The sequence below is a fragment of the Mycobacterium sp. IDUB_5 genome, assembly GCF_055419565.1.
Genome location: NZ_JBVAXX010000001.1, coordinates 598,026 through 621,965, shown reverse-complemented (window position 1 = coordinate 621,965; position 23,940 = coordinate 598,026). Strand labels below are relative to the sequence as shown.

Sequence of the window (23,940 nt, the reverse complement as noted above, 5' to 3'; positions counted from 1 at the left end):
CGACGAAATCCGTTGCCATAGCGTCTATACCTTTAGTTTCGCGGCGCAGCCACCTCGACCGATCGGCGAAAAATTATGGTCAACCTACGATATTCGTAGTATCGTCGGCGCCACGCTTTGAGACCTAGGGCTGCTTCCCCCCATCCCGGCATCCTCGCCCAGGGAGACCTCCATGAGCACACGGCGATGAGCACACAGCGCGTGTTCCGTCCTGACCCGACGTCCTTCGAGCTGCGCGAGGAACAGCATCGCGCGACCTTCTCGGCCTGCCAACTGCCGCCGCACACCGTGCTCGTCACCATCCACGGCGAGATCGACGCCGCCAACGCCACCGCGCTGGCTCACTACATCGAGAAGCGGCTCGGCCAGTCGCGCAAGCTGATTCTCGATCTGCAGACCGTGGAGTTCTTCGCCGCCTCTGGGTTCGCCGCGCTGACCCACATCGACGTGTTGTGCAGCCGCGCGGGTGTGCGGTGGTCACTGCTGGCGGGCTCGCACGTGCTGCGGCTGCTGCGGATCTGCGATCCGGACCGCGAGCTACCAGTCGCCGCCGGCTCCGCCAAGTACATCCGCACACGCCCGAGCAATCGCAAGCTCCTCGTCGGTCGGGATCACTAGCACCGTCGTCGCCGCGCCCGTCGCCGAGATCCGTCGCGCCGCCCTCGACGGGCTCTCATTGAGGTGCTCGTCCACTTCGATCCCGAACGCGGTGAGGCCCGAGAGCGCGTCGCGGCGCACCAGTGCGTCGTTCTCCCCCACCCCTGCGGTGAACGTGATGACATCGGCGGAGCCCAGCACTGCCAGGTAGGCGCCGATGTACTTGCGTAGGCGATGGATGTACACGTCGTAGGCCAGCCGTGCGGCCGCGTCGCCGGCGTCGACCCGCCGGTGCAGCTCGCGAAAGTCGATCTCCCCGCCCAGGCCGCGCACGCCCGACCGGCGGTTCAGCATGGTCTCGATGTCCTCGACGGACATCCCCGCCTCCCGCCACAGGTACATCACGATGCCGGCGTCGATGTCACCCGAGCGGGTGCCCATCACGAGCCCCTCCATCGGCGTCAGCCCCATCGACGTCTCGACCGGCCGGCCGCCGACGATCGCCGACGCCGAGGCGCCGTTGCCCAGGTGCAGCACGATCTGGCGCAGCGACGACAGTGGGACGTCGAGGTAGGAGGCGGCCTGCTCGCTGACGTACTGGTGCGAGGTGCCGTGGAAGCCGTAGCGCCGGATGTGCCACTGCCGCGCCACCTCGCCGTCGATCGCGTAGGTGGCCGCCTCGGGCGGCAGGTCGTGGAAGAACGCGGTGTCGAACACCGCGATGTGGGGCAGGTCGGGCAGGGCCGCGCGGGCGACCTCGATGCCGAGCAGTGCGGGCGGATTGTGCAGCGGCGCAAGCGCCGACAGCTGCTGCAGGCGATCGATCGTGCTGTCGTCGATGACGGTGGGGCGGTACAGGTCGGGGCCGCCGTGCACGACGCGGTGCCCCACGGCCACCAGACCGAGCTCGTCGAGGTGGTGGCCGTCGGAGGCGAGCGCGTCGAACGCCACGTCGAGCGCGGCACGGTGATCGGGTACCTTCGCGTCGTCGCCGATGCGCTCGATGATCCCGTCGGCCACCGTCATCCCGGAATCTGGTTGCACGACGGAGTATTTCACCGACGACGAGCCCGAGTTGAGGACGAGAACGGTGTCGGTCATGTGGTCATGCCCTGCGCCTGGATGGCGGTGATCGCGACAGTGTTGACGATGTCTTCGACCAGTGCGCCGCGCGACAGATCGTTGACGGGCTTGTTCAGCCCCTGCAGCACCGGGCCGATCGCGATCGCGCCGGCGCTGCGTTGCACAGCCTTGTAGGTGTTGTTGCCGGTGTTGAGGTCGGGGAAGATCAGCACGGTCGCGCGCCCGGCGACCGCCGAGTCGGGCATCTTCGTGGCCGCGACCGACGGTTCGACCGCAGCGTCGTACTGGATCGGTCCCTCCACCAGCAGCTCAGGATCTCGTGTCCGGACCAATTCGGTTGCCTTCCTGACTTTTTCGACATCGGCACCGCTGCCGGAGGTACCGGTGGAATAGGACAGCATCGCCACGCGCGGTTCGATACCGAACTGCGCGGCAGTGCGGGCCGAGGAGAGCGCGATGTCGGCGAGCTGTTCGTCGGTGGGGTCGGGCACGATCGCGCAGTCTCCGTAGGCGAGCACCTCGTCGGCCAGACACATGAAGAAGATGCTCGACACCGTCGAGGTGTCGGGCAGCGTCTTGATGATCTCGAACGCCGGACGCACTGTGTGCGCGGTCGTGTGCCGGGCCCCGGAGACCATGCCGTCGACCATCTCGTTGTGCACCAGCATCGTGCCGAAATACGAGACGTCATGCATGGTTTCGCGGGCCCGCTCGACCGTCACACCCTTGTGCTTGCGCATCTCGGCGTACTGCTCGGCGAATCGGTCGCACAGTTCGCTGCGCTGCGGATCGAGGATGTCGGCGGCCGACAGGTCCACCCCCAGCTCCGCCGCGCGCGCCCGCACCTGCTGCTCGTCGCCGAGGATGGTGAGGTCGGCGACGTTGCGCTTGAGTAGCCGTCCGGCGGCCTGCAGGATGCGGTCGTCGTCCCCCTCCGGCAGCACGATGCGCCGCCGGTCACTGCGGGCCTGGTCGAGAAGCTGATGGGTGAACATCTGCGGGGTGACCACCGACGGGATCGGAATGGTCAAGCGGGCCAGCAGGTCCGCGGTGTCGACGTAGGTGTCCATCAGGGCGAGCGCCGTGTCGACCTTGCGGGGCGACTCGGTGGTCACGCGGCCGCGGGTCGCCGCGACGCGGCTGGCGGTCTCGAAAGTGCCGAACCGCGTCTGCAGGATCGGCACCCGCAGGCCCAGTCCGCTGACCAGCGCGTCGATCGCCGGATGCAGTGGCAGCCCGCCGTTGAGGATGACGCAGGACAGCGACGGAAACCCTTCGGCCGCATGGGCACTGAGCACGGCCAGCACCACGTCGGAGCGGTCGCCGGGGGTGATCACCGCGACACCCTCGGTCAGCCGTTCCAGCACGTGCTCGGCGGTCATGCCCGCCACCAGGACGTCCTCTGCCTCGCGAACCAGCAGCGCATGGTCACCCTTGACCATCGAACCCTCGACGGCGGTCTGCAGTTCTGCCACCGAGGGCGCCACCAGCAGGGGCTCCTCGGGCAGCACGTAGCTCGGTGGCTGCAGGTCGGCGAGTGCGTCGGCGACCTGGCCGAGCTGTGCGGGGTCGCACCGGTTGACCACGACGGCCGCGGTGTGCGCGTGCTGCGCGGCGATCTCGTCGATGCACAGCCCGGCGGCCTGGGCGACCTGTTCGGGCGTCCTGCCGAGCCCTCTGATCGCGAGGACGACCGGGGCGCCGAGGTTGGCGGCGATGCGTGCGTTGGTCGACAGTTCGCTGGGAGTGGCGACATCGGTGTAGTCGCTGCCGACGATCAGCACGGCGTCGCAGCTGTCAGCGACGTGGTGGAACCGGTCCACGATGTCGGCGAGCGCGCCGTCGGGATCGTCGTGCAGCTGCTGATAACTCACCCCGACGCATTCCTCGTAGGGCAGGCCGGCCGTGGTGTGGGTCAACAGCAGCTCGAGGATGTAGTCGCGACCCTCGCTGATTCGGGTGATCGGCCGGAAGACCCCGACCCGGGCGACGGTCGCCGCGAGCCGGTGCAGGATGCCCAGCGCGATGGTCGATTTTCCGGTGTCCCCTTCGGGGGAGGCGACGTAGATCGCTCTTGCTGTCCGAGAAGCGTCAGGCACAGCAAAAGCCTGCCCGATCCCAGGCGCGATGGCCAGCGACACGGATTACGGAACCGCAGGGATCGAATTTACTCGACGGTAAGTTGTCGAAGTTTGCTGAACATGATTCACTGCGTACAACGCGCTGACAGAGACGTTAATTAGCTTTCTCAATGGCATCGCTGAAATTGCACGGTCCGGATTTTTTTCGACAGCGCAACATCGACTGGGGGTCTCATGTCCGTTCTGGACCTGCGGAGCACGACGGCGCTCACCACGCTGCCCGGCACACGTAAGGGGGCCATCGAGACCGCCGGGCTCAGCCCGTACCTGGTCCGCATGCTCGCCGCCACCGCACTCGCAGCCGCGGGGTGGACACCGCTCTACCTGGCGATACTCCGCGATCTGCCGGGCGGGTCACGCTGCACGTACCTGCTGGCCGTCCCGGTCCTGCTGACGGTCCTCGCCGCCGGGTACCGGACCCCGCCCTGTGGCGTCGGCGACGCCGAGTCGGACTGGATCGTCGCAGTCCTCCTCGGCGTCGCCGGCGTCACGGGGATCGTCGTCCTCTCCGATCGGCTACCGACGCTGGCCGCACTCTGGCGCCTGCCCGCACTCAGTGGCGTGATCTGGTTCGCGTGTGTGCTGACTGTGCTGTTCGGAGTCCGTCACGTGGTGCGGATGTGGGCCGTCTGGGTGTTCGCGCTGGCCGTCACCACCCCGCTGCCCTTCCTGCTGGTCACCGCGGAACTGGGTGGCAGCGACCGCGCGGCGGTCGTCGTTTCTGCCGGGATCGGTGCGGCAGCGGTCGCGCTCGGGACGCCGCGGGCACCGCGACGCGTGCGCACGGTCGCGACCCTGACCTGCCTGTGCATCGGCCTGCTGATCGCGTGGGTGGCACCGCACGGAGAGCTGATCGCCGCGATTCTGGTCACCGGTGTGCTGCCCGTCCTGACCATGCTGGTCGTTCGCAGAACGAACGCGCCTGTCGCGCAGTCGTTTCCCCTGCCGAAGCGGTCCGCGCCGGCCATGGCGATCCTGGCGTTCCTGGCCGCGGCGCTGCCACTGCTGAGCGTGCCGGCCACGCCGACGCGGGCCGCCACCACCATCTCGGTGGACCCCGCCTGGGTCGGGCGGACGGCTTGGGGGACGCCGCGCAGCTACCCGTTCATCACGCGCTACCTCGGCCCGGACAGCACGCTGCAGCGGTACTCGATCCTGCCGGTCGACGGGATGCCCGCCGCGGCCGTCGACGTGATGAGCACGCCCGACGCCGGTGCCCTGAGCGATGTCGCCGACGCGGTCTGGTACCCGTCGGCGCGGCCCCTGGACTACCGCCCCGCGGCGGACTCCCTGCCCGCCGGCGCGCGTCTCCTACACAGCAATGCCGACGCCGTCACCACCGGCGCAGAGGCGCCCTGGTACGCCGTGACCTGGACATGGGCCAGCGGATCGCTGTACCAGCGGATCACCGTGATCGTGAGCCAGTCACTGACCGGCACGGTCCCGCCGCCGGCGCCCGCGCCCCTGTCGCTGCCGGCCACGTCGGTGCGCCCGCTGATGTGGCTGGCGCGTCAGCAGCCCGACGACACCGGGCAGATCGACGAACTGGTCCTCGCACGGGCGCGGGACCTGGTGGCCCTGGTGACGGCGGCCGCGCATGTCTGAACGCCTGGCCGCTCATCTCTCGGCCCGCACGCTGCTGGGCCCCCGCACGCTGACCCGCGCCGGCCTGGCGGTCGTGCCTGTCGTGGCCGCGACCCTCTGCTGGCCGCATCTGATTCTGCCGGCGGTCACCGCGCTGGTGGCCCTGCTCTACTTGATCTCCAGCCTGGACCGGAACCTGCTTCTCCTGAAGGGCCTGCACGCCTCCGCCCTGATCCGCATCGACGCCGACGAGGCGCTGGCGATCCCGGACGACGAGCTGCCCGTCTACACCGTCCTGCTGCCGGTCTACGACGAGCCCTCGATCGTGACCAACCTGATCAACGGCGTCGGCAAGCTGGACTACCCGGTCGAGCGGCTCGAGATCCTGCTCCTGGTCGAAGAAGACGACATCGCCACGCAGACAGCACTTCTGGACGCGGACCTGACCTCGGTGCGCGTGGTGATCGTGCCGCACAGCCAACCCAAGACCAAGCCCAAGGCCTGCAACTACGGCATGTCGCTGCCGGATCTGCGGGGTGAACTGCTGACGATCTACGACGCCGAGGACGTTCCCGATCCACTGCAATTGCGCCGTGCCGCCGTGGCTTTCCGGCAACTGCCGGCCGACATCGGATGTCTGCAGGCACGGCTGGGCTACTTCAACGAACGACAGAACCTGCTCACCCGGTTCTTCTCCCTCGAATACGATCAGTGGTTCGGCGTGGTGCTGCCCGCGGTCGAGCAGGCGCGGTGCGTGGTGCCCCTCGGTGGCACGTCGAACCACATGCGCGCCTCGGTCTGGCGGGAGATCGGTGGCTGGGACGAGTTCAACGTCACCGAGGACGCCGATCTCGGTGTGCGGCTGGCCCGGCACGGCTACCGGACGCTGATCCTGGATTCGATCACGTTGGAAGAGGCCAACTCCGACGTCGTCAACTGGATTCGCCAGCGATCCCGCTGGTACAAGGGATACCTGCAGACGATGCTCGTGGCCCTGCGCGATCCCGTCGGACTGCATCGCACGATCGGCACCAAAGCCACCCTGCGCCTGATCAACATGACCGGTGGCGTTCCGATCACGAGTGCGGTGAACATCGCATTCTGGTTCGCGCTGCTGGTCTGGGTGCTGGGCCGGCCGCCGTTCATCGAGGTGCTGTTCCCGCCGCTCACCTACTACGTGTGCCTGACGCTGTTCCTCATCGGTTCCCCGCTGTCGGTCTACTCCGGTGTGATCGTCACGCGGGCGCTCGGCAAACCGCACCTCGCCTGGGCCGCCCTGCTGACCCCGCTCTACTGGGTGCTGCAGTCCATCGCGGCACTGAAAGCGATCTACCAGTTGATTTTTCGGCCGTCGTTCTGGGAGAAGACGGTCCACGGACTCAGCCACCCCCACTCCACCCCCCTGGAAGGTTCCGATCGATGACGCTCTCTCTCGCCCGCCTCGCCACGGCGCTGGTAGTGACGGCCAGCCTCGCCGTCCTCCCCGCGGTGACACCCGCTGCTGCCGACCCGTACGTCGAAGCGGTGGCCGGACCGTCGGTGACCCCGGCGATCGGCTGGGCGCAGCTCGGACTCTCCGATCGGATGGACATCGTCGGCGCGAATCTGCCTGCGGAAACATCGGTTCCGGTGCCGACCGGGGTCAGCCCGACGGTCCTCACCGGTGAAGTGGGTTCCATCGTGAACGTCACCGACGGGCGCGTCGACGTGCTCGACGGCCGCGGTGTCGTGCTCGGCGTCATCCCGCTGCCTGCAGGCGCGGTCAGCGTTCCGTTCACGATCGACACCTCGGCCGCCCAGGTGGTCGACGGGCGGGCGAAGCTGAGTTTCGTCGTCCGCGACTCCGGCCCCGCGGCGACGCTGTGCACGCAACCGCCCGCAGTCACGCTGAGCCGCCTGGCCACCACGTTCTCCGGCCCCGCGCCGGATCCCACCAGCGTCGCTGGGTTCCTCCCGGGCTACCTCGACCACGTGGTGATCCGCGTCGACGGCGAGCCGTCACCCGCAGCCCAGCAGGCCGCGCTCGATCTGGTCGCCAAGCTCACCCGGCTCTACCGGCCCATGCCGGTCCGCATCGACGTGACCACCGGGGAGGAGCCCGGTGTCGTCTCGCTGCAGTCACTCTCGGGCACCACCCGGGTGATCGACATCCGGGACGGCGGCCGGCCCGGCATCACGGTCGAGAACCCAGGCACGCCGGCGGCCGTCCTCGCGATCACCGGCACCGGCGAGCAGCTCACCACGCAGGTCGGCCTGTTCACCGACCGCCGGATCGGCCTGGCGCAGGGCAACTCCGCGATGCTCGTCTCGAACCGGGAAGCCTCCGACGTGTCCTCGACCATGAAGACATTCGGCCAGCTCGGCATCGCGGCGCAGACCTCGGTGGCGGGAACCACCACGCTCTACACCGGTTTCGACGTCGCCGCGTTCGGCGTCGGCGAGATCAACGGCGCCGCGGTACACCTCAAGGCCCACTACACCCCGGTCGTCGGCGGGGAGGGATCGGTGCTGGTGCGCTCGGGTGACACCGTGCTCGCCACCCACAGCCTCGACGGCTCAGGAACCCTCGACATCACCGGCGACATCCCCGCCGAGGCGATCACCAGCAACGTCGGCCTCGCCATGGAGCTGCGCTACATCCCCCGCCAGGACTGCCCGCCGCTGAACGATCGCGTCACGTTCTCGATCGATCCACAGTCCACGGTGACGGTGAAACCGGGCGCAGGCAACCGCGGCGGCTTCCCCGCTCTGCCGATGGCGTTCACTCCGAACTTCGACGTCGCGATCGACAGCCCGCAGCATCTGCGCTATGCCGCGGCCGCGCTGAACCTGATCGCCCAGCAGACACAGATCACGCTGCGGCCCAGGGTCACTCAACTCTCCGACGCGGCGTCCTCGGGCTCGAGCGCGCTCGTGGTCAGCGGTGGTCGCGAGCTGGCCGACGCCGGGATGCATCCGCCGCTGCTGCCCGGTGCCGCCGACACCGTGGACGTCGGCGCCGCCGGTACCTCCGCCGCCAGTACGTCGGTTGATCTGCACGCACCGCTGGGCATGGTCCAGGCCTTCACCGACCGCGGTCGCTCGGTGGTCGCAGTCACCGGCACGGGTGACTGGACGCTGGTCGACGCGACCCTCGATCATGTGCGGGGACTGCCGAACCGGTGGGGATCGCTCACCGGTGACGTCGTGGCCACCGGGATCGCCGGTGAGACGGTGACGCTGTCGGTCAACGAAGGGGACTCGATGCCCCATCAGCCCGCGCCGGGAGTCGGATGGCAGTGGTGGGCCTGGGCGAGCATCGCCGCCGTCGGTACCGCTGCCGTGGCCGCCGCCGCGACTGTGCTGATCCGCCGCCGCCGCGCGTGAACCCGTCGCGACGGTGGCCCGGCGTCGCACTGTTCGGCACGCTCTGTCTCCTCTACGTCGTCGTCGGATCAGTTCTGGTGTTGCGCTACAACATCTTCGAACCGGACGCCCCGAACCGGGTGGCCAACGCCGGCTTCGCGCTGCAATCCCGGCACCCACACCTGTCGGCGATCGGCTTCGTGTGGAATCCCCTCCCCAGCCTGGTGGAGCTGCCGCTGGTGTGGGTGAGCCAGTGGCCCGGACTGTCCGTGCTGAAGCATGCCGGCCTCGCCGGGGTGGTCCAGAGCGCGCTGTTCATGTCCGGGGCGGCGCTGATGGTCCGGCGGATCGCGTTCGACGTCGAGGTGTCCACGCTGTGGCGGCGCGTCGCCACCGCCGGCTTCGCGCTGCATCCGATGATCGTCATCTACGGCGCCTCGGGGTTGAGCGAGGCTGCGCAGATGTTCTGCCTGCTGTGGTGCGTGCGCTACCTGATGCGCTGGTGCACGAGTCGGTGGGTGGGCGATCTCGGCTGGGCCGGAATGGCTTTGGGGGTGGGCTATCTCGCGCGCTACGAGGTCATCCCCGCCGCTGCGGCGGCGGTGGCGCTGGTCGCCGTGATGACGTGGCGGCGATCCGACCGAGAGATCCGGTGGTCGGCCACCGCGGCCGACGTGGTGATCGTCGCCTTCCCCGTCGTGACAGCGTTTTTCGCGTGGGCTATCACGGGCTGGATCATCAACGACGAGTTCTTCGCGACGATGTCCTCCCAATACGGCAACGCGAGCCAGGTCGCAGGCCGGCTCGCCCGCGGTACGGCCGACGCGGGGGCGCAGTGGTCGGTCGTCGCATCCCGCCTCTTCGGCATGCAGCCGCTGATCGGGATCGCCGTCGCGGTGGCCGTGGTGGTCGCCGTGGCCCGCAGGAGGGCCGCACCGCTCGTGCCGGTCGTCGTGTTCGGTGCCACCCTCACGTTCGCCGCAGTGGCACAACATGATTCGTTGACTTTCGGATGGTTCCGGTTCTACCTGCTGGCCATCCCGATGGTGATCTGCGTCGCCCTGGCCTGCTGGCAGAAGCAGACCGCGGTCCGGGCGGTGGCTGCCGCGCTCGTGGCGGCGTCAGTGGTGGTGGCCATCCCGATCACCACGCCGGTGATCGTCGACCAGGACATCGCCTACGGGCAGCTCGAGGCCGGCTTCCCGTCGCTGATCGACCCCGAAGCCCATCCCCCGGGCGAAGATCCGGCCCGCCGCCGGCTGCTCAGCGAGCGACGCCTGGCGCAGTGGTTCGACAGCATGGATCTGCCGGAGGGCTCGGTGCTGATGGACACGTTCCTCACCTGGGGCATCTGGCTCTCCTCGGAGCATCCGAAGCAGTTCGTGATCACCAGCGACTACGACTTCACCGCCGCGCTGAACCGCCCGTGGGACTTCGGGATTCGCTACATCGTCGCCACCAATCCCGAACGCAACGTGCCGGATGCACTGAACCGACGCTACCCGTCGCTGTGGGGTGACGGCGCCGGAATCGCCGCGCTCGGCTACACCACCGACGGCCCCACCTCCGACGAGATGTTCCGGGTGTACCGGACCACCGGCCGGCCATTGTCGCCGGCCATGTCACCGGCCATGTCGCCGACTCAGCTCGACGTCATGTCGACCGGCACGCTCACGGTGGCCACCAAACCCAGGTGATCGGTGCCCGCCACGTCCACCGTCGACACCGACGTCGCATCGGCGTTCTTGGTCAGGATGTGGTCGATGCCGAGAAGTGCCGGCGCGACACGATTCTGTGGGTACGTGCGCAGCAACCCACCCCCGGCGACGGCGTTGGAGTACCCGCCGGTGAGCAACGCCCGAAACGGCGCCATGTCCGCGGTCGCGTTGAAGTCACCCGCGACGACCACGGCGCCTGCTCCCGCGGCGCGGCCCGTCTCGACCAGCGTGTCCGGCAGGCGCGCGATGTCGCCGCGCCAATGGCTGATGTCCTGCGGCCAGGGCGCGGCCAGATGCACCGACAGCACGGTCGCATCGACGACCACGCCCGGGATTCGGACGCGGCTACCGATCATCGGCAGTGAGTACCCATCGATGCGACCGGAATTCACGATCGGGTAGCGGCTCCAGAACCCGATGCCGGAAGCCAGCTGGGCGGGCGCGATCACCCGATACGGGAAGGCGACGTCCATGCCCGCGCCGGACAGCCCGGCGGCCGCCTGCGGCGTCATCTCCTGCACGGCGACGATGTCGGCCCGTTCGCTCGCGAGGGTGACGAACGCCTGCGGATCCGCCTGTCCCATGGCCAGATTGGTGGTGAGCACGCGGACGTCGACGTCGTGCCGAGCAGGAGCCGCCGGTGCCTGGTACCGGGGCAGGTACACCACCACGGCGGCCGCGGTCAGCGCGACGGCCAGGATGACCAGAAACCAGCGTCGACCGAGCAGGAGCAGCACGGCGGCGATCGGGGCCGCGAGCAGCAGGTAGGGCGCCGCCGCGGCGACGATCAGGAGCGGCTGGTTGGACAGCGGAAGATAGCGGGCGGCCATGCCGGCCGCGGCGACGACGAGGCCGAGCAGGCCGAGCACCGCCGCGAGGACGCGGATCATCCCAGGCGGCGCAACCGCGGTTCGAGATCGCGCTGGAACAACTCCAGGAAGCGCTTCTGGTCGTGTCCGGGGGCGTGGAACACCAGATGGTTGAGGCCCCACCCGACGTAGTCCTTGACCTTATCCACGGCCTCGTCGGGATCGGAGGCGACGATCCAGCGCTTGGCGACCTGCTCGATCGGCAGCTCGTCGGCGGCCTTCTCCATCTCCATCGGATCGTCGATCGAGTGCTTCTGCTCCGCTGTCAGCGACAGCGGCGCCCAGAAGCGGGTGTTCTCCAGCGCCGCCTCGGGATCGGTGTCGTAGGAGATCTTGATCTCGATCATGCGGTCGACGTCGTCGGGGTTCTTGCCCGCGGCCTCCGCACCTTCGCGCATCGCGGGGATCAGCTTGTCCTTGTAGAGCTCCTCGCCCTTGCCCGAGGTGCAGATGAAACCGTCCCCGGCGCGGCCCGCGTACTTGGCCACCTGCGGTCCGCCGGCGGCGATGTAGATCGGGATGCCGCCCTCGGGCACGTCGTAGATGGAGGCGCCCTTGGTCTTGTAGTACTCGCCGTCGAAGTCCACCCGGTCGCCGAGCCACAGTTCCCGCATCAGCCGCACCGACTCACGCAGCCGGGCGTAGCGCTCCTTGAACTCGGGCCACTCCCCCTCGTAGCCGGTGGCGATCTCGTTGAGCGCCTCGCCGGTGCCGACGCCCAGGAAGATGCGGTCGGGGTACAGGCAGCCCATCGTGGCGAAAGCCTGTGCGATGACGGCCGGGTTGTAGCGGAACGTCGGGGTGAGCACCGACGTGCCGAGCACGATCCGCTTCGTGCGCTCGCCGACGGCAGTCATCCAGGCCAGCGAGAACGGGGCGTGCCCGCCTTCGTGGCGCCACGGCTGAAAGTGGTCGCTGACGGTGGCGCTGTCCATGCCGTGTTCCTCGGCCAGCACCGCGAGTTCGACGAGTTCGCGGGGCGCGAACTGCTCCGCCGACGCCTTGTAGCCCAGTTTCAGTTCAGCCATACATATGTTTCTACACTCGCGACATGACCCTGGCTGTCGCGGCCATCACCGACCGCGTGCACTTCGCACAGACCGATCTCGTGAACTGGACGCTGGTGGCCGGCGACCCCTCATCGGGCGGCGGGGTGATCCTGATCGACGCGGGCTATCCCGGTGACCGCGACGACGTCCTGGCGTCCCTGTCCGGCCTGGGTTTCGGCCCGTCCGACGTGCGGGCGATCCTGCTGACGCACGCGCATGTCGACCACCTCGGCTCGGCGATCTGGCTCGCCCGTGAGCACGGCACCCCGGTGTACTGCCACGGCGCCGAGGTGCGGCACGTCCGACGGGAGTACCTCGAGCAGGCGTCGCCGCGCGATGTTCTCACCCGCGCTTGGCAGCCGAAGTTCCTGCTGTGGACGGTGTCGCTCGTTCGCAACGGCGGCCTGACCCACGAGGGCATCCCGACGGCGCAACCGCTCACCGAGGAGGTGGCGGCCGGCCTACCCGGCGCTCCGCAGGTGATCGCGACGCCCGGACACACGGGTGGGCACTGCTCGTACCTCGTGGACGGCGTGCTGGTCAGCGGCGACGCGTTGGTCACCGATCACCCGGTGGCCCCTCGACCCGGCCCGCAGCTGCTGCCGTCGCTGTTCAATCACGACGAGGATGCGTGCCGGCGCAGCCTCGACGTGTTGGCGGGAGTGCAGTCCGAGGTGATGCTGCCAGGGCACGGGCCGGTGTGGCGGGGTCCGGTGGCGGAGGCGGCCCGGAGGGCTCACGCCGCTCACACCAGGGTGTCGTAGCCCAGCAGGAAGATCGCGGTCAGGGTGAGGCCGCAGGCGAGGACGATCGAGGGCATCAGGATCATGGTGTCGAGTTCGTCGTCGTTGAGCACGTTGTCGTCGAAGCGGCCGAACAGCACCCGTGCGATGCCGGTGCGGCGGAACACGTGCACCATCCGCTGGACACCCGCGGTGTGCCGACGGCGCCCGACGAAGACTCGGGAGAGCCCGCCGAAGACGAACGTCAGCGCAGCAGCGGCCAGCATCAACCAGCCCACGGTCGCCTGCGACACATCGGCAAGCCTATAGCGCGAGATGATCCCGGAGGGTGCTGCCGGCGTAGCCGGTGCGGAAGCTGCCCCGCTCCTGCAGGAGCGGAACCACCCGGTCGACGAATTCGTCGAGCCCGTGCGGCGTGAGGTGCGGCACCAGGATGAAGCCGTCACACGCGTCGGTCTGCACGTGCAGGTCCATCTCATCGGCCACCTGCGCGGGCGTGCCGACGAACTGCTGGCGGGAGGTGACGGCGATGACCAGCTCACGGATGCTCAAGTTCTCGGCCTCGGCGCGCTCGCGCCATGCGGCGGCGACGGCCTTCGGGTCGCCGTGGCGCACCCTGCCCTGCGACACCGTGGGGTCGTCAAGGGGGTCCACGTCGGGCAGCGGTCCATCGGGGTCGTAGGCCGACAGGTCTCGCTGCCACACTTGTTCGAGCATGGCGATGGCGGTCGGGCCGCTCACCTGTTGGAGTCGGATGTGCCGTGCGCGTTCTCTCGCGTCCGAGGGCGTGTCCCCCAGTACGAATGTGGCGGCGGGAAACACCCTGAGTGAGTTCGGATCCCGGCCCGCGGCAGCCGCTTTGCCTTTGACATCGGCATAGTAGGCGCGGCCGGCCTCCAGCTGCGAGTGCAGGGTGAACAGCGCGTCGGCGTGCCGCGCGCCGAACGCTCTGCCGTCCGCGGAGTCACCGGCCTGGAAGATCACCGGATAGCGTTGCGGCGCAGGCGGTAACGTGGCTACTCCCCGGACGTCGAACTGCGGGCCCGTGTGCGTCACGGTCCGGATTCGGGTGGGGTCGACGTAGACGCCGTGGTCCCGGTCGGCGACAACGGCGTCCTCAGCCCAACTGTCCCAGAACTGCCGCGCCACCGTGAGGAACTCTTCCGCGCGCCGATACCGATCGGCGTGGTCGAGGAACCCGCCCCGACGAAAGTTCTCACCGGTGAACGCGTCCGAAGACGTCACCACGTTCCACGCTGCCCGGCCGTCGGAGAGATGGTCCAGGGTCGCGAATTGCCGTGCCACCTCGAAGGGTTCGTTGAAGGTGGTGTTGATGGTTCCGGCCAGCCCGAGCCTCTCCGTGACGGCGGCAAGCGCAGTGAGCACCGTCAGGGTGTCCGGCCGTCCGACGACGTCGAGATCGTGGATACGCCCTCGATGCTCGCGTAATCGCAAACCCTCGGCGAGAAAGAAGAAGTCGAACAGTCCGCGCTCAGCGGTGCGGGCCAGGTGAACGAACGAGTCGAACTCGACCTGGCTGCCCGACTGCGGGTCCGACCACACCGTGGTGTTGTTGACGCCGGGAAAGTGGGCGCCGAGATGAATCTGCTTGCGGGGCTTGTCGGTCACGATGAGATGCCCCACCTTCGCGCGAGGAGCTCGTGGGAGCGCAGCCGGTCGGCGTGCCGGTGGGTCATCGACGTGACGACGAGCTCGTCGGCGCCGGTCGCGCGCTGCAGAGCGGTGAGCCTGTCGGCCACGGTGTCGGGACTGCCGACGAACTGGGTGTCGAGTCGGTCCTGCACCAGTGCGTACTGCTCGTCGGTGAGGGGTTCGACGTGGGCGGGATCGGGGTAGGGTATCGCGCCGTCACCGGTCCGGATCGAGTACACCCAGTGTCCGTAGCTGGCGGCGAGTCGTGCTGCGGCGTCGTCGTCGTCGCCCACCACCACGTCCGCGGACACCACCACGTACGGCTCATTCAGGTGGACCGACGCGACGAACCGCTCACGATAAGCGGCGACGGCGTCGAGCGCGGTGGCCGGGGTGATGTGGTAGCTCGCGACGAACGGCAGGCCAAGCGCGGCAGCCACTCTCGCGCTGTCGCCGGCGCTGCTACCGAAGATCCATGGTGTCAGCGCCGCCCCCTCACCGGGCACCGGGTGCGCTTCGACACCGTCGACGCAGTACTGCCCTCGCACCATCGCGAGGATGTCGGCGACCTGGTCACCGAAGTCGGGGGCGACGGCACCCGGCTGCTGAAGCACCGACATCCGCGCCCGCAGACGTGGGTTACGCATCAGCGCCGCCACGTCGAACGGGGCGGGTACCACCACACCGTCGGCCTCGCGTACCCCGGCCCGCTGCGTCGGCGCGGAACCGGCCAGCGCCTCTCGGCGGCGCTGACCCGAACGTCCCACGCCGAGATCGATGCGTCCCGGATAGAACGCGTCGAGCATCCCGAAGGTCTCGACGACGGCGACCGCGGTGGTCTGCCCCAGCTGCACGGCGGCCGCCCCGACGCGGATGTCTGTTGTCGCCGCGGCGATCTGGCCGATGAGCACCGCCGGTGCGGAGCCGGCCACTGCGGCGAAATGGTGTTCGGCCACCCAGAAGCGTCGGTACCCCCAGCGCTGCGCGTGTCGCGCCAGGTCGACGGAATTGCGCAGCGCAGTCGCGGCGTCGGCACCGGCGGGAATCGGCGAGAGGTCGAGGACAGACAGCGGGATGGTCATCGCGTACCCACCGATACGTATCGGTTCACCGGAGCACCTAGCCCCAGGCGCGAACGCAGCGTCTCGCCATCTCGGTGCTCTGTCCGGAATACATTGCGCTGCTGTAGAAGTGGAACCACCTGGTCGACGAGGACCGGCAGGTCGGTGGCGGTGACCGCGGGCCTCAGTCGGACTCCGTCGGCGCCGGCGGCGTGCCAGACTGCGATGTCGTCGGCGAGACGTGCCGGGCTGCCGTCGAACACGGCAGCGTCACTGCGGTCGTCCACCACCGCGTCGAAGCTGACGTACAGATCGACCCAGACCTTGAGATGTGCACCGCCCGCAGAGGCGAGCTCGTCGACGATTCCCGTCAGGGACTCGGGATCAGCAGGTGTCACGAACACGAGGTCCGCACTCGCTGCGGCGAACGTGTAGGCCTGCAGATTGTGTGCGAGCGCCGCCACGACGGGTTGACCCTGCGGGGGCCGCGGGGTGATCGACGGTCCTTTCACGCTGAAATGCGTTCCGGCGAAGTCGATGTAGTGCAGCTTGTCGCGGTCGACGAAGCGGCCGCTGGCGACATCGCGGATCACCGCGTCGTCCTCCCAGCTGTCCCAGAGCCGGCGCACCACGTCCACGGCGTCCCGGGCTTCACCGAACAGGTCCCCCAGCGCGTCGGGATCGCGGCGGCCGACGAGTTCCGCCTCGTGCCGGGTCGCGCTGACCCGCGGCTGCCAGCCTGCCCGACCGTGGGAGATGAAGTCCAGTGTGGCAATGGCTTTGGACACATGAAACGGCTCGGTGTGGGTGGTCGTCGCGACCGGGATCAGGCCGATGTGTCGGGTGGTCGGGGCCACCCGGGCCGCGATGAGGACGGCGTCGGGCCGACCGGCGAGCCAGCGCGGCTCGATGGTGGCTTTGCGGCGACGTTGCGGGGTCAGCGCATCGTCGAACGTCACGAAGTCGAGAAGTCCTCGTTCGGCGGTCGCGACGACGTCGGTCCAATACCGGCCATCGGTGATCGGCAGTGGCTCAGGACCGTAGCGCCACGCTTCGGGATGCCAACCGTACCCGTCCAGCGCCACACCCAGGTGAATGTCGGATGTCACGGCAGTACCTTCAGGAACGCGACGGGGTAGACCTCCCCCTCTGCCTGCAGGGGCTCGCTGAGGCGGGTGTAACCCAGGGAGGTGTAGAGCGCCTCCGCTTCGGGTTGGCGGTCACCGGTGGTGAGGTAGACGCGGGTGTAGCCGCGGGCGGCGATCTCCTCTTCGAGTCGGATCACGATGGCTTTGGCATAGCCGCGCCGGCGATGACGACTGTCTGTCCAGATGCGTTTGAGCTCAGCGGTGGTCGCGTCGAATTGCCGGAAGGCTCCTCCGGTCACCGGCTGCTCATCGAGCAGACCGATCAGGAGTTCGCCGCTGGGGGGCTCGAATTCAGCCGCCGGGTAGCCGCGAAGCCACGCGTGCACCTTGTCGCGCAGCCCGCCGTACCGATCGGCGTATTCGACGGCGAGCTCGTCGATCAGCGGGGTGGCGAGTGGATCGTCCTGGCGGACAGCGACGAACTGCAACTCACCGACGCTAGACACGGGCATCACCTTCCTGTCTAACGCATCTGTGCGTGGTGCATTTCCGGGCCGGCCCATTTACTCAGGGTGAGTGAAATTCCTCCCTGTTCGGCGACAACCGAGACGGGTCTGCAACTGGTCGGCGGTGACGGCCCAGCCGTGGTCGTGGTCGTCGACCGCCTCGGTCGGTAGCAGCGTGTGCTCGATCGACATCAGGGTGTCCTGGTCACCGTGGGGTTCGAAGGTGACGTCGACGATGCTGGTGGCCGTCGGGTCGGCCCAGCCCGAATGGCTCCAGGTGAATCTCACGTGGCGCGGTCGGTCGACGACGAGGAACTGGCCGGTGACCAGGATCGAGCGGCCCGAGTCGTCGATGTCGAAGCGCACGCGCCCGCCGACGTGGGGTTCGACGGTGACGGCGACGCAGCGGGTCGGCCGTGGGCACATCCAGTCCATCAGGGCTTCTGGATCGAGCCATTCGTCGAAGACGTCGTCGGGGACTGCGGGCATCACGCGGCGGACGCGCACGGTCGGTTGGCTCATCGCTTGGTCTTCTTGCGGAGCCGCTCGGAGAGCTTGTCGGCGCGGGCAGCCCAGAAGTCGGTCTGCTCGTCGATCCATTGCCGGGCCGGCGAGAGTCCGTCCGGGTGCAGCGACACCCAGTGTTCGCGGCCGCGGACCTCGCGGCGGATAAGGCCGGCCGATTCGAGGACGGCGACGTGCCGGGACACCCCGGCGAAGCTCATCGGGAGCGGTTCGGCCAGGTCGGTGATACGGGCGTCGCCGTCCCTGAGGGCTTCGAGGAGCCGCCGTCGCGTCGGATCCGCGAGCGCGGCGTAGGCGCGATCGAGAAGATCTTCAACCATTGTGTTGACTATAGCGGCGACTGGTGGTGTGCTGACGTTCAACATAACTGTTGAATGTTTGGAGGGCGGCGTGACGATGGAGCCTCGGACGGTATCGGCGGTCGAGTGGCAGAAGACGTTGGCGGAGATGCTGATTCGGGAGAAGGAATTCACCCGCGCGCGCGACGAGCTGGCGGCGATGCGTCGGCGGATGCCGTGGACCCTGGTGCCCAAGGAGTATCGATTCGAGGGTGCCGAGGGTGTAGTCACTCTGCGGGACCTGTTCGCGGGCCGACGCCAGTTGATCGTGTACCGGGCGTTCATGGATCCCGGTGTCAGCGGGTGGCCCGAACGCGGGTGCGTGGGATGTTCGCTGATGGCTGACCACATCCCTGATCTGTCGCACCTGCACGCCCGCGACACCACGCTGGTGTACGTGTCACGCGGGCCGCAGTCCGACATCACGCGGATCAAGAAGCGAATGGGGTGGACCATGCCGTGGTTCACCATGGTCGACGGCGAAGACGGCTTCTTCGACGTCGACTTCGACGTCGACGAGTGGCATGGCACGAACGCGTTCATTCGACACCCGGACACCGACGAGGTCTTCCGGACGTACTTCGTCAACAACCGCGGAGACGAGGCGTTCGTCAACACGTGGAGCCTCCTCGACATCACCGCACTGGGGCGGCAGGAGACGTGGGAGGACGCGCCGGCGGGGTTACAGCAAACGCCGCCATATGTGTGGTGGCGGCACCATGGCCTCTACGGATAGGCGCCGATCGAAAAGTTTCGCCACCCTGACGTGTCGCGTCGGCTAAACTTCGAGGCGTTGACACCGCAGCCAGGTCAGGTTGCTCTCGGCCGCCCCGCCCGCCGCCGAGAAACGAGCCTCACGGCGAAGCTGACCCCTTTTTCGATCGACCGCGTTCCGATGGAGTGGGCGATCCTGATCGAGGCAAGGGACGGCGGCGATGAGGTCGTTTCGAAGCATGTCCGAGTACTACACCTGGCTGGCCGAGCGCGACGACCCCGACGTCGACATCGAGTACACGGCACTACGGGAGGCCCGCGACCCAGTCATGGCGTTCGATCTGTTCATCCAACGCAATGTCGACGAGGCACGGCGCAAGGAGTTCGACAACGGCAGCAACCCCGACGCCGACATCGTGCGACGCGCCATCCGCCGCCGCGCATAGCCCACCTCCCGACGCCACCCGCTTCCCCGCCAAAATTGACACGTGTAAAGTTCGGCCGCATGGACAACATCCGCGGACGAACGATCGCCATCACCGGTGCCGCGCGGGGCATCGGCTACGCCACCGCCGAAGCGCTGCTCAAGCGCGGCGCACGAGTCGTCATTGGTGATCGTGACGTGGCCCTTCAGGAGTCGTCGGTCGCCAAGCTCTCCAATCTCGGCCCGGCGTCGGGCTACCCGCTCGACGTCACCGATCGCGAATCGTTCGCGACGTTCCTGGACAAGGCCCGCACGGACGGCGGCGGCCACATCGACGTGTTGATCAACAACGCGGGTGTCATGCCGATCGGGCCGTTCCTCGAGCAGTCCGAGCAGTCGATCCGCTCGTCGATCGAGGTCAACCTCTATGGCGTGATCGCCGGCTGTCAGCTGGCCCTGCCCGACATGATCGCGCGCCGCCGCGGCCACATCATCAACATCGCGTCCCTGTCGGGCGTCATCCCCGTGCCCGGCCAGGTGGTCTACGTAGGCGCCAAGTTCGGCGTGGTCGGACTCTCCGCCGCCCTGGCCGACGAGGTCGCACCGCACGGTGTGCACGTGTCGGTGGTGATGCCGCCGTTCACCAACACCGAGCTGATCTCCGGCACCAAAGAGACGCCCGGCACCAAACCCGTTGAGCCTGAGGATATTGCCGCGGCCATCGTCAAGACACTGAACAAGCCGAAGACGCATGTATCGGTGCCTCCGTTCCTACGGTTCACCGCACAGGCCGCACAGATGCTCGGACCCCGCGGACGTCGCTGGATGAACCGAAAGCTCGGTCTGGACAACGTCTTCCTGGAGTTCGACACCACCAAGCGGGCCGGCTACGAGCAGCGCGCGCAGTCCGCTCTGGGCGTGGTCGAAGGTGCCGACAACAAGGGCTAGCCTGCGATACCGTCGATCAGGCGATCGCAGACCGAGTACATGTCGGTCTTCGCTGCGGCCTGATCCGCTGCCCGGGCGATGAACAGCGCCGCCTCGTCGAGCGCACCCAGCAGCACATGAGCGGTCGGCCGCACCGGCTGCTCGGGGATCACACCGTCGGCCATTGCCTGCGCCAACATCGCCTCGACCACGCCGAGCCCGTATCGCATCCCCACCTCGCGCCAGCGCTGCCAGCCGAGTACCGCAGGCGCATCGATCAGCACGATCCGCTGCACATCGGGCGCTGAGCACACATCCAGGAACAGCCGCGCCCCCGTGCGCATCGCCGCGAGGTGATCCGCAGGCTCAGCCTCGGCGATCCGAGTGGCGATCCGACTGACGAGCTCGGCTTCCACATCCTCGTAGACCGCCGCGAAGAGCTCCGTCTTGTCGTCGAACTGGTGATAGAGCGCGCCGCGCGTCACACCCGCCGCCGCGACGATCTCCTGCGTCGACACATCGGCAAAACCGTTGACCGCGAACAGCTCTCGCGCTGCCGCGACCAGCTTCGCGCGGGTCGCCGCGGTGCGCTCGGCTTGAGTGCGGCGGGGCCGGGGGTTGACTTCCATACAGTCTGCACGTAACTTTCGTACTCAGTGTTCGTAAGTGTCGACGAAAAGGATAACCGGCATGCCCACCGTCACGTCTTCCATTGAACTGCCGTCGACCACCATCGAGTTCCGCGAGTCGGGCCCGGCGGACTCGACCTCCCCGCCGGTGGTGTTCGTGCACGGCGCACTCGTCGACTCACGGCTGTGGGACTCCGTGGCCGCCGACCTCGCCGCACGCGGAATCCGTTGCCTCCAGCCAGATCTCCCGCTGGGCGCACACCGCGTCCCGGTGCGCGATCGCGCAGCTCTGACGCCCGAGGGCGTCGCCGAGATGGTGCACCAGTTCCTCGCCGAGCTCGATCTGCACGACGTGATCCTCGTCGGCAACGACACCGGCGGCGGCATCTGCCAGTTCCTGATCGACGCGCACCCCGACCGGATCGGCCGGCTCGTCCTCACCAATTGCGATGCGTTCGAGAAGTTTCCACCGTTTCCGTTCAACGCGGTGTTCGCCGCGATGCGAACCCGAGCAACCGTCAGCGCGCTGATGGCACCCATGGGCATCACGGCGCTGCGACACTCCCCGCTGGGTTTCGGTCTGTTGGCCAAGAAGCTCGATCCTGCACTGACGGCGTCGTGGCTCACCCCGGCCCGCACCGACCGACGCATCGCCGGTGACTTCGCCGCGCTCGCCCGCGGGATCGGGCGCACCGACCTGACCGCGGTTGCACCGCGCCTGCACCGATTCACCAAACCCGTGACCGTGGTGTGGGGCACCGACGACCGGTGCTTCACCCCGGATCTGGGGCGCCGGCTGGCGGCCTTGTTCCCGAACTCGACGGTGATAGACGTCCCGGGCGCGACGACGTTCGTGCCGCTGGACGCCCCCGCGGCGGTCACCGCGGCGATCGCCCGTCAGGCGAATTCCGGTATCGGATCGCCGAGTCGGTAGGCCTCGATGGCGTCGAGGTGGGCGAAGAACTCCTCGACACCGAACTGGTAGTCGTCGGCAGTCCCGACGAACACCACGTGCACGATCTCGCCGTCGTCCTCGGGGGTCAGCAGCGCGACCGTCACGTTGACGACCTCGCCCTCGTCGGGCACGTCGGCCTCCGAGGGCACCCAGTACCAGGCCGCGCCGGTCTCGTCGTCGACGTCTTCGGAGAACTCCCAGCCGCGCTCGGTCAACTGCGTATCGAAAGCCTCGAGATCAGAAGCGATGTCGAGCTGCTCGAGCACGCGCGACGGGATCCAGCCCTCCTCGCGCACTGCCTGGCGCTTCTTGCGGCGGGCCTTCTTCTTGTCGGAGCGGCGTGACACCTAGGCCAGCGCCTGGTCGAGATCGGCGATCAGATCCTCTGTGCCTTCGAGGCCGATCGAGATGCGAACGACGCCGTCGCCCAAGCCGATTGCCGCACGGCCCTCAGGCCCCATCGCGCGGTGCGTAGTGGTCGCCGGGTGCGTGATCAGTGACTTGGAATCGCCGAGGTTGTTGGAGATGTCGACGATCCGCAGCTTGTCGAGCACCTCGAACGCGCGCTCCTTCGTGCCGCCGGCGAGTTCGAAGGTGACGACGGTTCCGCCACCGGTCATCTGCCGCTTGGCGAGGTCGTATTGCGGGTGCGACTCCAGCAGGGGGTACTTGACCCAGCTCACCGACGGATGAGACTCCAGGAACTCGGCGATTCGATGAGCCGACGAATTCTGGTGCTGCACACGTAAAGCCAGCGTCTCCAGACCCTTGAGCAGCGTCCACGCGTTGAACGGGCTCAACGCCGGTCCCGTGTGACGCATCAGCTTCTGCACCGGGCCGTCGATGTAGTCCTTGCTGCCCAGGATCGCGCCGCCGAGAACGCGGCCCTGCCCGTCGATGTGCTTGGTGCCGGAGTAGATCACCACGTCGACACCCAGCGGGAAGCCCTGCTGCAGGATCGGGGTGGCAAAGACGTTGTCCAGCACTACTTTCGCACCCGCGGCATGGGCGAGGTCGCACACCGCGGCGATGTCGACCAGCGACTGCATCGGGTTCGACGGGGTCTCGAAGAACACCGCCTGCGTGGGAACCGACAGTGCCTCCTCCCACTGCGACAAGTCGTCGCCGTCGACGAAGACCGTCTCCACACCCCATCGGGGCAGGATCTCGCTGCAGACCACGAAGCACGAGCCGAACAGGCTGCGGGCGGCCACCAGACGATCGCCGGCACCCAGGAGCGCGCCCAACGCGGTGAACACCGCCGACATACCGGTGGCCGTCGCGAAACAGGCCGGCGCACCCTCGAGCAGCCGCAGCCGCTCCTCGAACATCGAGATCGTCGGGTTGCCGTAGCGCGAGTACACGTAGCGATCGATCTCGCCGGTGAACGCCTTCTCCGCGTCGGCCGCCGTCTCGTACACGTAGCCCGACGTCAGGTACAGCGCCTCGGCGGTCTCCTCGAACCCGGACCGCAGCAGACCACCGCGCACGCCGACAGTGGCCTGGCTGACGCCGTCGGGCAGCTCGGCGGGGGTGCGCACCGACTTGCCTGCCGACTCGGTCATGACTGCCTCCACGGCAGACCCACGGCCTTCCAGCCGGTGCCACCGCGATGACCGTGCTCGTCCAGATTGCCCTCGAAGCCGTCCAGGACGTTGTACGACGGCCCGATGCCCGCCTCGGTGGCGGCCTCGGCGGCGCCGATCGAACGGTTGCCGGATCGGCACAGGAAAACCACCGGCCGCTCACCCGGGGTGACGCCGGCGGCCAACAGATCGTCGACGAAGCCGTCGTTGCGTGAGCCGTCGGTGCGATTCCACTCGATGAACACGGTGTCGCGCTCCAGCGGCGACAGATCCGGTACCCCCACGAAGCGCCATTCGGCATCGGTGCGGCAATCGACCAGCACGGCATCGGGGTTCTCGCTCAGGAGCTTCCAGGCCTCCTCCGGCGAAATGTCTCCGGCATAACTCACGGTCGAGAGTGTCGCA

Annotated in this window: 25 protein-coding genes; 10 read left to right on the top strand and 15 right to left on the bottom strand. The window is 68.2% G+C overall.

The genetic code is table 11. From position 1 onward, the window contains the following. Positions 1 to 186 precede the first annotated feature (186 nt). Positions 187 to 618, top strand: coding sequence for an STAS domain-containing protein (locus ACZY1G_RS03030; protein ID WP_463813553.1), 432 nt, complete (start codon positions 187 to 189; stop codon positions 616 to 618). Here ACZY1G_RS03030 and ACZY1G_RS03025 read toward each other — a convergent pair. Beyond that, the gene (locus ACZY1G_RS03025; protein ID WP_463821565.1) at positions 538 to 1,698 is read right to left on the bottom strand and encodes an acetate kinase; all 1,161 of its coding nucleotides are present in this window, start codon (positions 1,696 to 1,698) and stop codon (positions 538 to 540) included. The two genes, ACZY1G_RS03030 and ACZY1G_RS03025, sit on opposite strands and share 81 nt — an antisense overlap. After that, complete coding sequence (gene pta, locus ACZY1G_RS03020; protein WP_463813551.1) at positions 1,695 to 3,779, bottom strand: phosphate acetyltransferase; 2,085 nt, start codon at positions 3,777 to 3,779, stop codon at positions 1,695 to 1,697. The genes ACZY1G_RS03025 and pta overlap by 4 nt, the downstream gene beginning before the upstream one ends. Positions 3,780 to 3,995: 216 nt before the next feature. Between pta and ACZY1G_RS03015 the strand changes: the two genes are divergently transcribed. From ACZY1G_RS03015 to ACZY1G_RS03000, 4 genes are read left to right on the top strand one after another with little or no spacing between them, the layout of a single operon-like run. Continuing rightward, a complete protein-coding gene (locus ACZY1G_RS03015; RefSeq protein WP_463813550.1) occupies positions 3,996 to 5,426 on the top strand; it encodes a hypothetical protein in 1,431 nt (476 codons plus the stop codon). Continuing rightward, the gene (locus ACZY1G_RS03010) at positions 5,419 to 6,828 is read left to right on the top strand and encodes a glycosyltransferase family 2 protein (protein WP_463821564.1); all 1,410 of its coding nucleotides are present in this window, start codon (positions 5,419 to 5,421) and stop codon (positions 6,826 to 6,828) included. The genes ACZY1G_RS03015 and ACZY1G_RS03010 overlap by 8 nt, the downstream gene beginning before the upstream one ends. Then, positions 6,825 to 8,771: a hypothetical protein gene (locus ACZY1G_RS03005; RefSeq protein ID WP_463821563.1), complete on the top strand. Its 1,947-nt coding sequence runs from the start codon at positions 6,825 to 6,827 to the stop codon at positions 8,769 to 8,771. Before ACZY1G_RS03010 ends, ACZY1G_RS03005 begins: the two co-directional genes overlap by 4 nt. Beyond that, entirely contained in the window at positions 8,678 to 10,447 is a 1,770-nt protein-coding gene (locus ACZY1G_RS03000) for a hypothetical protein (RefSeq protein WP_463821562.1), read from the top strand. Before ACZY1G_RS03005 ends, ACZY1G_RS03000 begins: the two co-directional genes overlap by 94 nt. On the opposite strand, the gene ACZY1G_RS02995 is transcribed toward ACZY1G_RS03000, so the two are convergent. After that, positions 10,393 to 11,358: an endonuclease/exonuclease/phosphatase family protein gene (locus ACZY1G_RS02995; RefSeq protein WP_463821561.1), complete on the bottom strand. Its 966-nt coding sequence runs from the start codon at positions 11,356 to 11,358 to the stop codon at positions 10,393 to 10,395. The genes ACZY1G_RS03000 and ACZY1G_RS02995 overlap by 55 nt on opposite strands. Continuing rightward, positions 11,355 to 12,365 (bottom strand): glucose-6-phosphate dehydrogenase (coenzyme-F420), encoded by a 1,011-nt coding sequence (fgd, locus tag ACZY1G_RS02990; protein ID WP_463813545.1) that lies wholly within the window; start codon positions 12,363 to 12,365, stop codon positions 11,355 to 11,357. The genes ACZY1G_RS02995 and fgd overlap by 4 nt, the downstream gene beginning before the upstream one ends. Before the next feature lie 23 nt (positions 12,366 to 12,388). Here fgd and ACZY1G_RS02985 point away from each other — a divergent pair, with 23 nt between their 5' ends. Next, the gene (locus ACZY1G_RS02985; RefSeq protein ID WP_463821560.1) at positions 12,389 to 13,150 is read left to right on the top strand and encodes an MBL fold metallo-hydrolase; all 762 of its coding nucleotides are present in this window, start codon (positions 12,389 to 12,391) and stop codon (positions 13,148 to 13,150) included. Here the strand turns inward: ACZY1G_RS02985 and ACZY1G_RS02980 are convergent. The 7 genes from ACZY1G_RS02980 to ACZY1G_RS02950 are packed head-to-tail and all read right to left on the bottom strand — an operon-like array spanning position 13,132 to position 18,282. Continuing rightward, positions 13,132 to 13,422, bottom strand: coding sequence for a hypothetical protein (locus tag ACZY1G_RS02980; RefSeq protein WP_463813543.1), 291 nt, complete (start codon positions 13,420 to 13,422; stop codon positions 13,132 to 13,134). The genes ACZY1G_RS02985 and ACZY1G_RS02980 overlap by 19 nt on opposite strands. A gap of 10 nt (positions 13,423 to 13,432) precedes the next feature. Continuing rightward, positions 13,433 to 14,758: an NtaA/DmoA family FMN-dependent monooxygenase gene (locus tag ACZY1G_RS02975; protein WP_463821559.1), complete on the bottom strand. Its 1,326-nt coding sequence runs from the start codon at positions 14,756 to 14,758 to the stop codon at positions 13,433 to 13,435. Then, entirely contained in the window at positions 14,755 to 15,864 is a 1,110-nt protein-coding gene (locus ACZY1G_RS02970) for an LLM class flavin-dependent oxidoreductase (protein ID WP_463821558.1), read from the bottom strand. The genes ACZY1G_RS02975 and ACZY1G_RS02970 overlap by 4 nt, the downstream gene beginning before the upstream one ends. Next, positions 15,861 to 16,952, bottom strand: a complete 1,092-nt coding sequence (locus ACZY1G_RS02965; protein ID WP_463813540.1) for an LLM class flavin-dependent oxidoreductase — start codon at positions 16,950 to 16,952, stop codon at positions 15,861 to 15,863. Before ACZY1G_RS02965 ends, ACZY1G_RS02970 begins: the two co-directional genes overlap by 4 nt. Beyond that, positions 16,949 to 17,443 (bottom strand): GNAT family N-acetyltransferase, encoded by a 495-nt coding sequence (locus ACZY1G_RS02960; RefSeq protein ID WP_463821557.1) that lies wholly within the window; start codon positions 17,441 to 17,443, stop codon positions 16,949 to 16,951. Before ACZY1G_RS02960 ends, ACZY1G_RS02965 begins: the two co-directional genes overlap by 4 nt. Positions 17,444 to 17,494: 51 nt before the next feature. Then, entirely contained in the window at positions 17,495 to 17,959 is a 465-nt protein-coding gene (locus ACZY1G_RS02955; RefSeq protein WP_463813538.1) for an SRPBCC family protein, read from the bottom strand. After that, on the bottom strand, positions 17,956 to 18,282 hold the full coding sequence (locus tag ACZY1G_RS02950; RefSeq protein ID WP_463813537.1) for an ArsR/SmtB family transcription factor: 327 nt from the start codon (positions 18,280 to 18,282) through the stop codon (positions 17,956 to 17,958). The genes ACZY1G_RS02955 and ACZY1G_RS02950 overlap by 4 nt, the downstream gene beginning before the upstream one ends. Before the next feature lie 76 nt (positions 18,283 to 18,358). On the opposite strand from ACZY1G_RS02950, the gene ACZY1G_RS02945 reads away from it, so the two are divergent. From ACZY1G_RS02945 to ACZY1G_RS02935, 3 genes are all read left to right on the top strand, one after another. Further along, positions 18,359 to 19,036: a DUF899 domain-containing protein gene (locus ACZY1G_RS02945; protein ID WP_463814823.1), complete on the top strand. Its 678-nt coding sequence runs from the start codon at positions 18,359 to 18,361 to the stop codon at positions 19,034 to 19,036. A gap of 217 nt (positions 19,037 to 19,253) precedes the next feature. Further along, on the top strand, positions 19,254 to 19,460 hold the full coding sequence (locus tag ACZY1G_RS02940; RefSeq protein WP_463813536.1) for a hypothetical protein: 207 nt from the start codon (positions 19,254 to 19,256) through the stop codon (positions 19,458 to 19,460). Positions 19,461 to 19,519: 59 nt separating this feature from the next. Then, the gene (locus ACZY1G_RS02935) at positions 19,520 to 20,386 is read left to right on the top strand and encodes an SDR family oxidoreductase (protein ID WP_463813535.1); all 867 of its coding nucleotides are present in this window, start codon (positions 19,520 to 19,522) and stop codon (positions 20,384 to 20,386) included. Here the strand turns inward: ACZY1G_RS02935 and ACZY1G_RS02930 are convergent. Next, a complete protein-coding gene (locus tag ACZY1G_RS02930) occupies positions 20,383 to 20,994 on the bottom strand; it encodes a TetR/AcrR family transcriptional regulator (RefSeq protein ID WP_463813534.1) in 612 nt (203 codons plus the stop codon). The two genes, ACZY1G_RS02935 and ACZY1G_RS02930, sit on opposite strands and share 4 nt — an antisense overlap. Positions 20,995 to 21,055: 61 nt before the next feature. On the opposite strand from ACZY1G_RS02930, the gene ACZY1G_RS02925 reads away from it, so the two are divergent. Continuing rightward, on the top strand, positions 21,056 to 21,928 hold the full coding sequence (locus ACZY1G_RS02925) for an alpha/beta fold hydrolase (RefSeq protein WP_463813533.1): 873 nt from the start codon (positions 21,056 to 21,058) through the stop codon (positions 21,926 to 21,928). On the opposite strand, the gene ACZY1G_RS02920 is transcribed toward ACZY1G_RS02925, so the two are convergent. The 3 genes from ACZY1G_RS02920 to ACZY1G_RS02910 are packed head-to-tail and all read right to left on the bottom strand — an operon-like array spanning position 21,892 to position 23,924. After that, entirely contained in the window at positions 21,892 to 22,296 is a 405-nt protein-coding gene (locus tag ACZY1G_RS02920) for a hypothetical protein (protein ID WP_463813532.1), read from the bottom strand. The two genes, ACZY1G_RS02925 and ACZY1G_RS02920, sit on opposite strands and share 37 nt — an antisense overlap. Further along, a complete protein-coding gene (locus ACZY1G_RS02915) occupies positions 22,297 to 23,514 on the bottom strand; it encodes an O-succinylhomoserine sulfhydrylase (RefSeq protein WP_463813531.1) in 1,218 nt (405 codons plus the stop codon). Next, positions 23,511 to 23,924 (bottom strand): rhodanese-like domain-containing protein, encoded by a 414-nt coding sequence (locus tag ACZY1G_RS02910; RefSeq protein ID WP_463813530.1) that lies wholly within the window; start codon positions 23,922 to 23,924, stop codon positions 23,511 to 23,513. The genes ACZY1G_RS02915 and ACZY1G_RS02910 overlap by 4 nt, the downstream gene beginning before the upstream one ends. Positions 23,925 to 23,940: the final 16 nt, after the last annotated feature.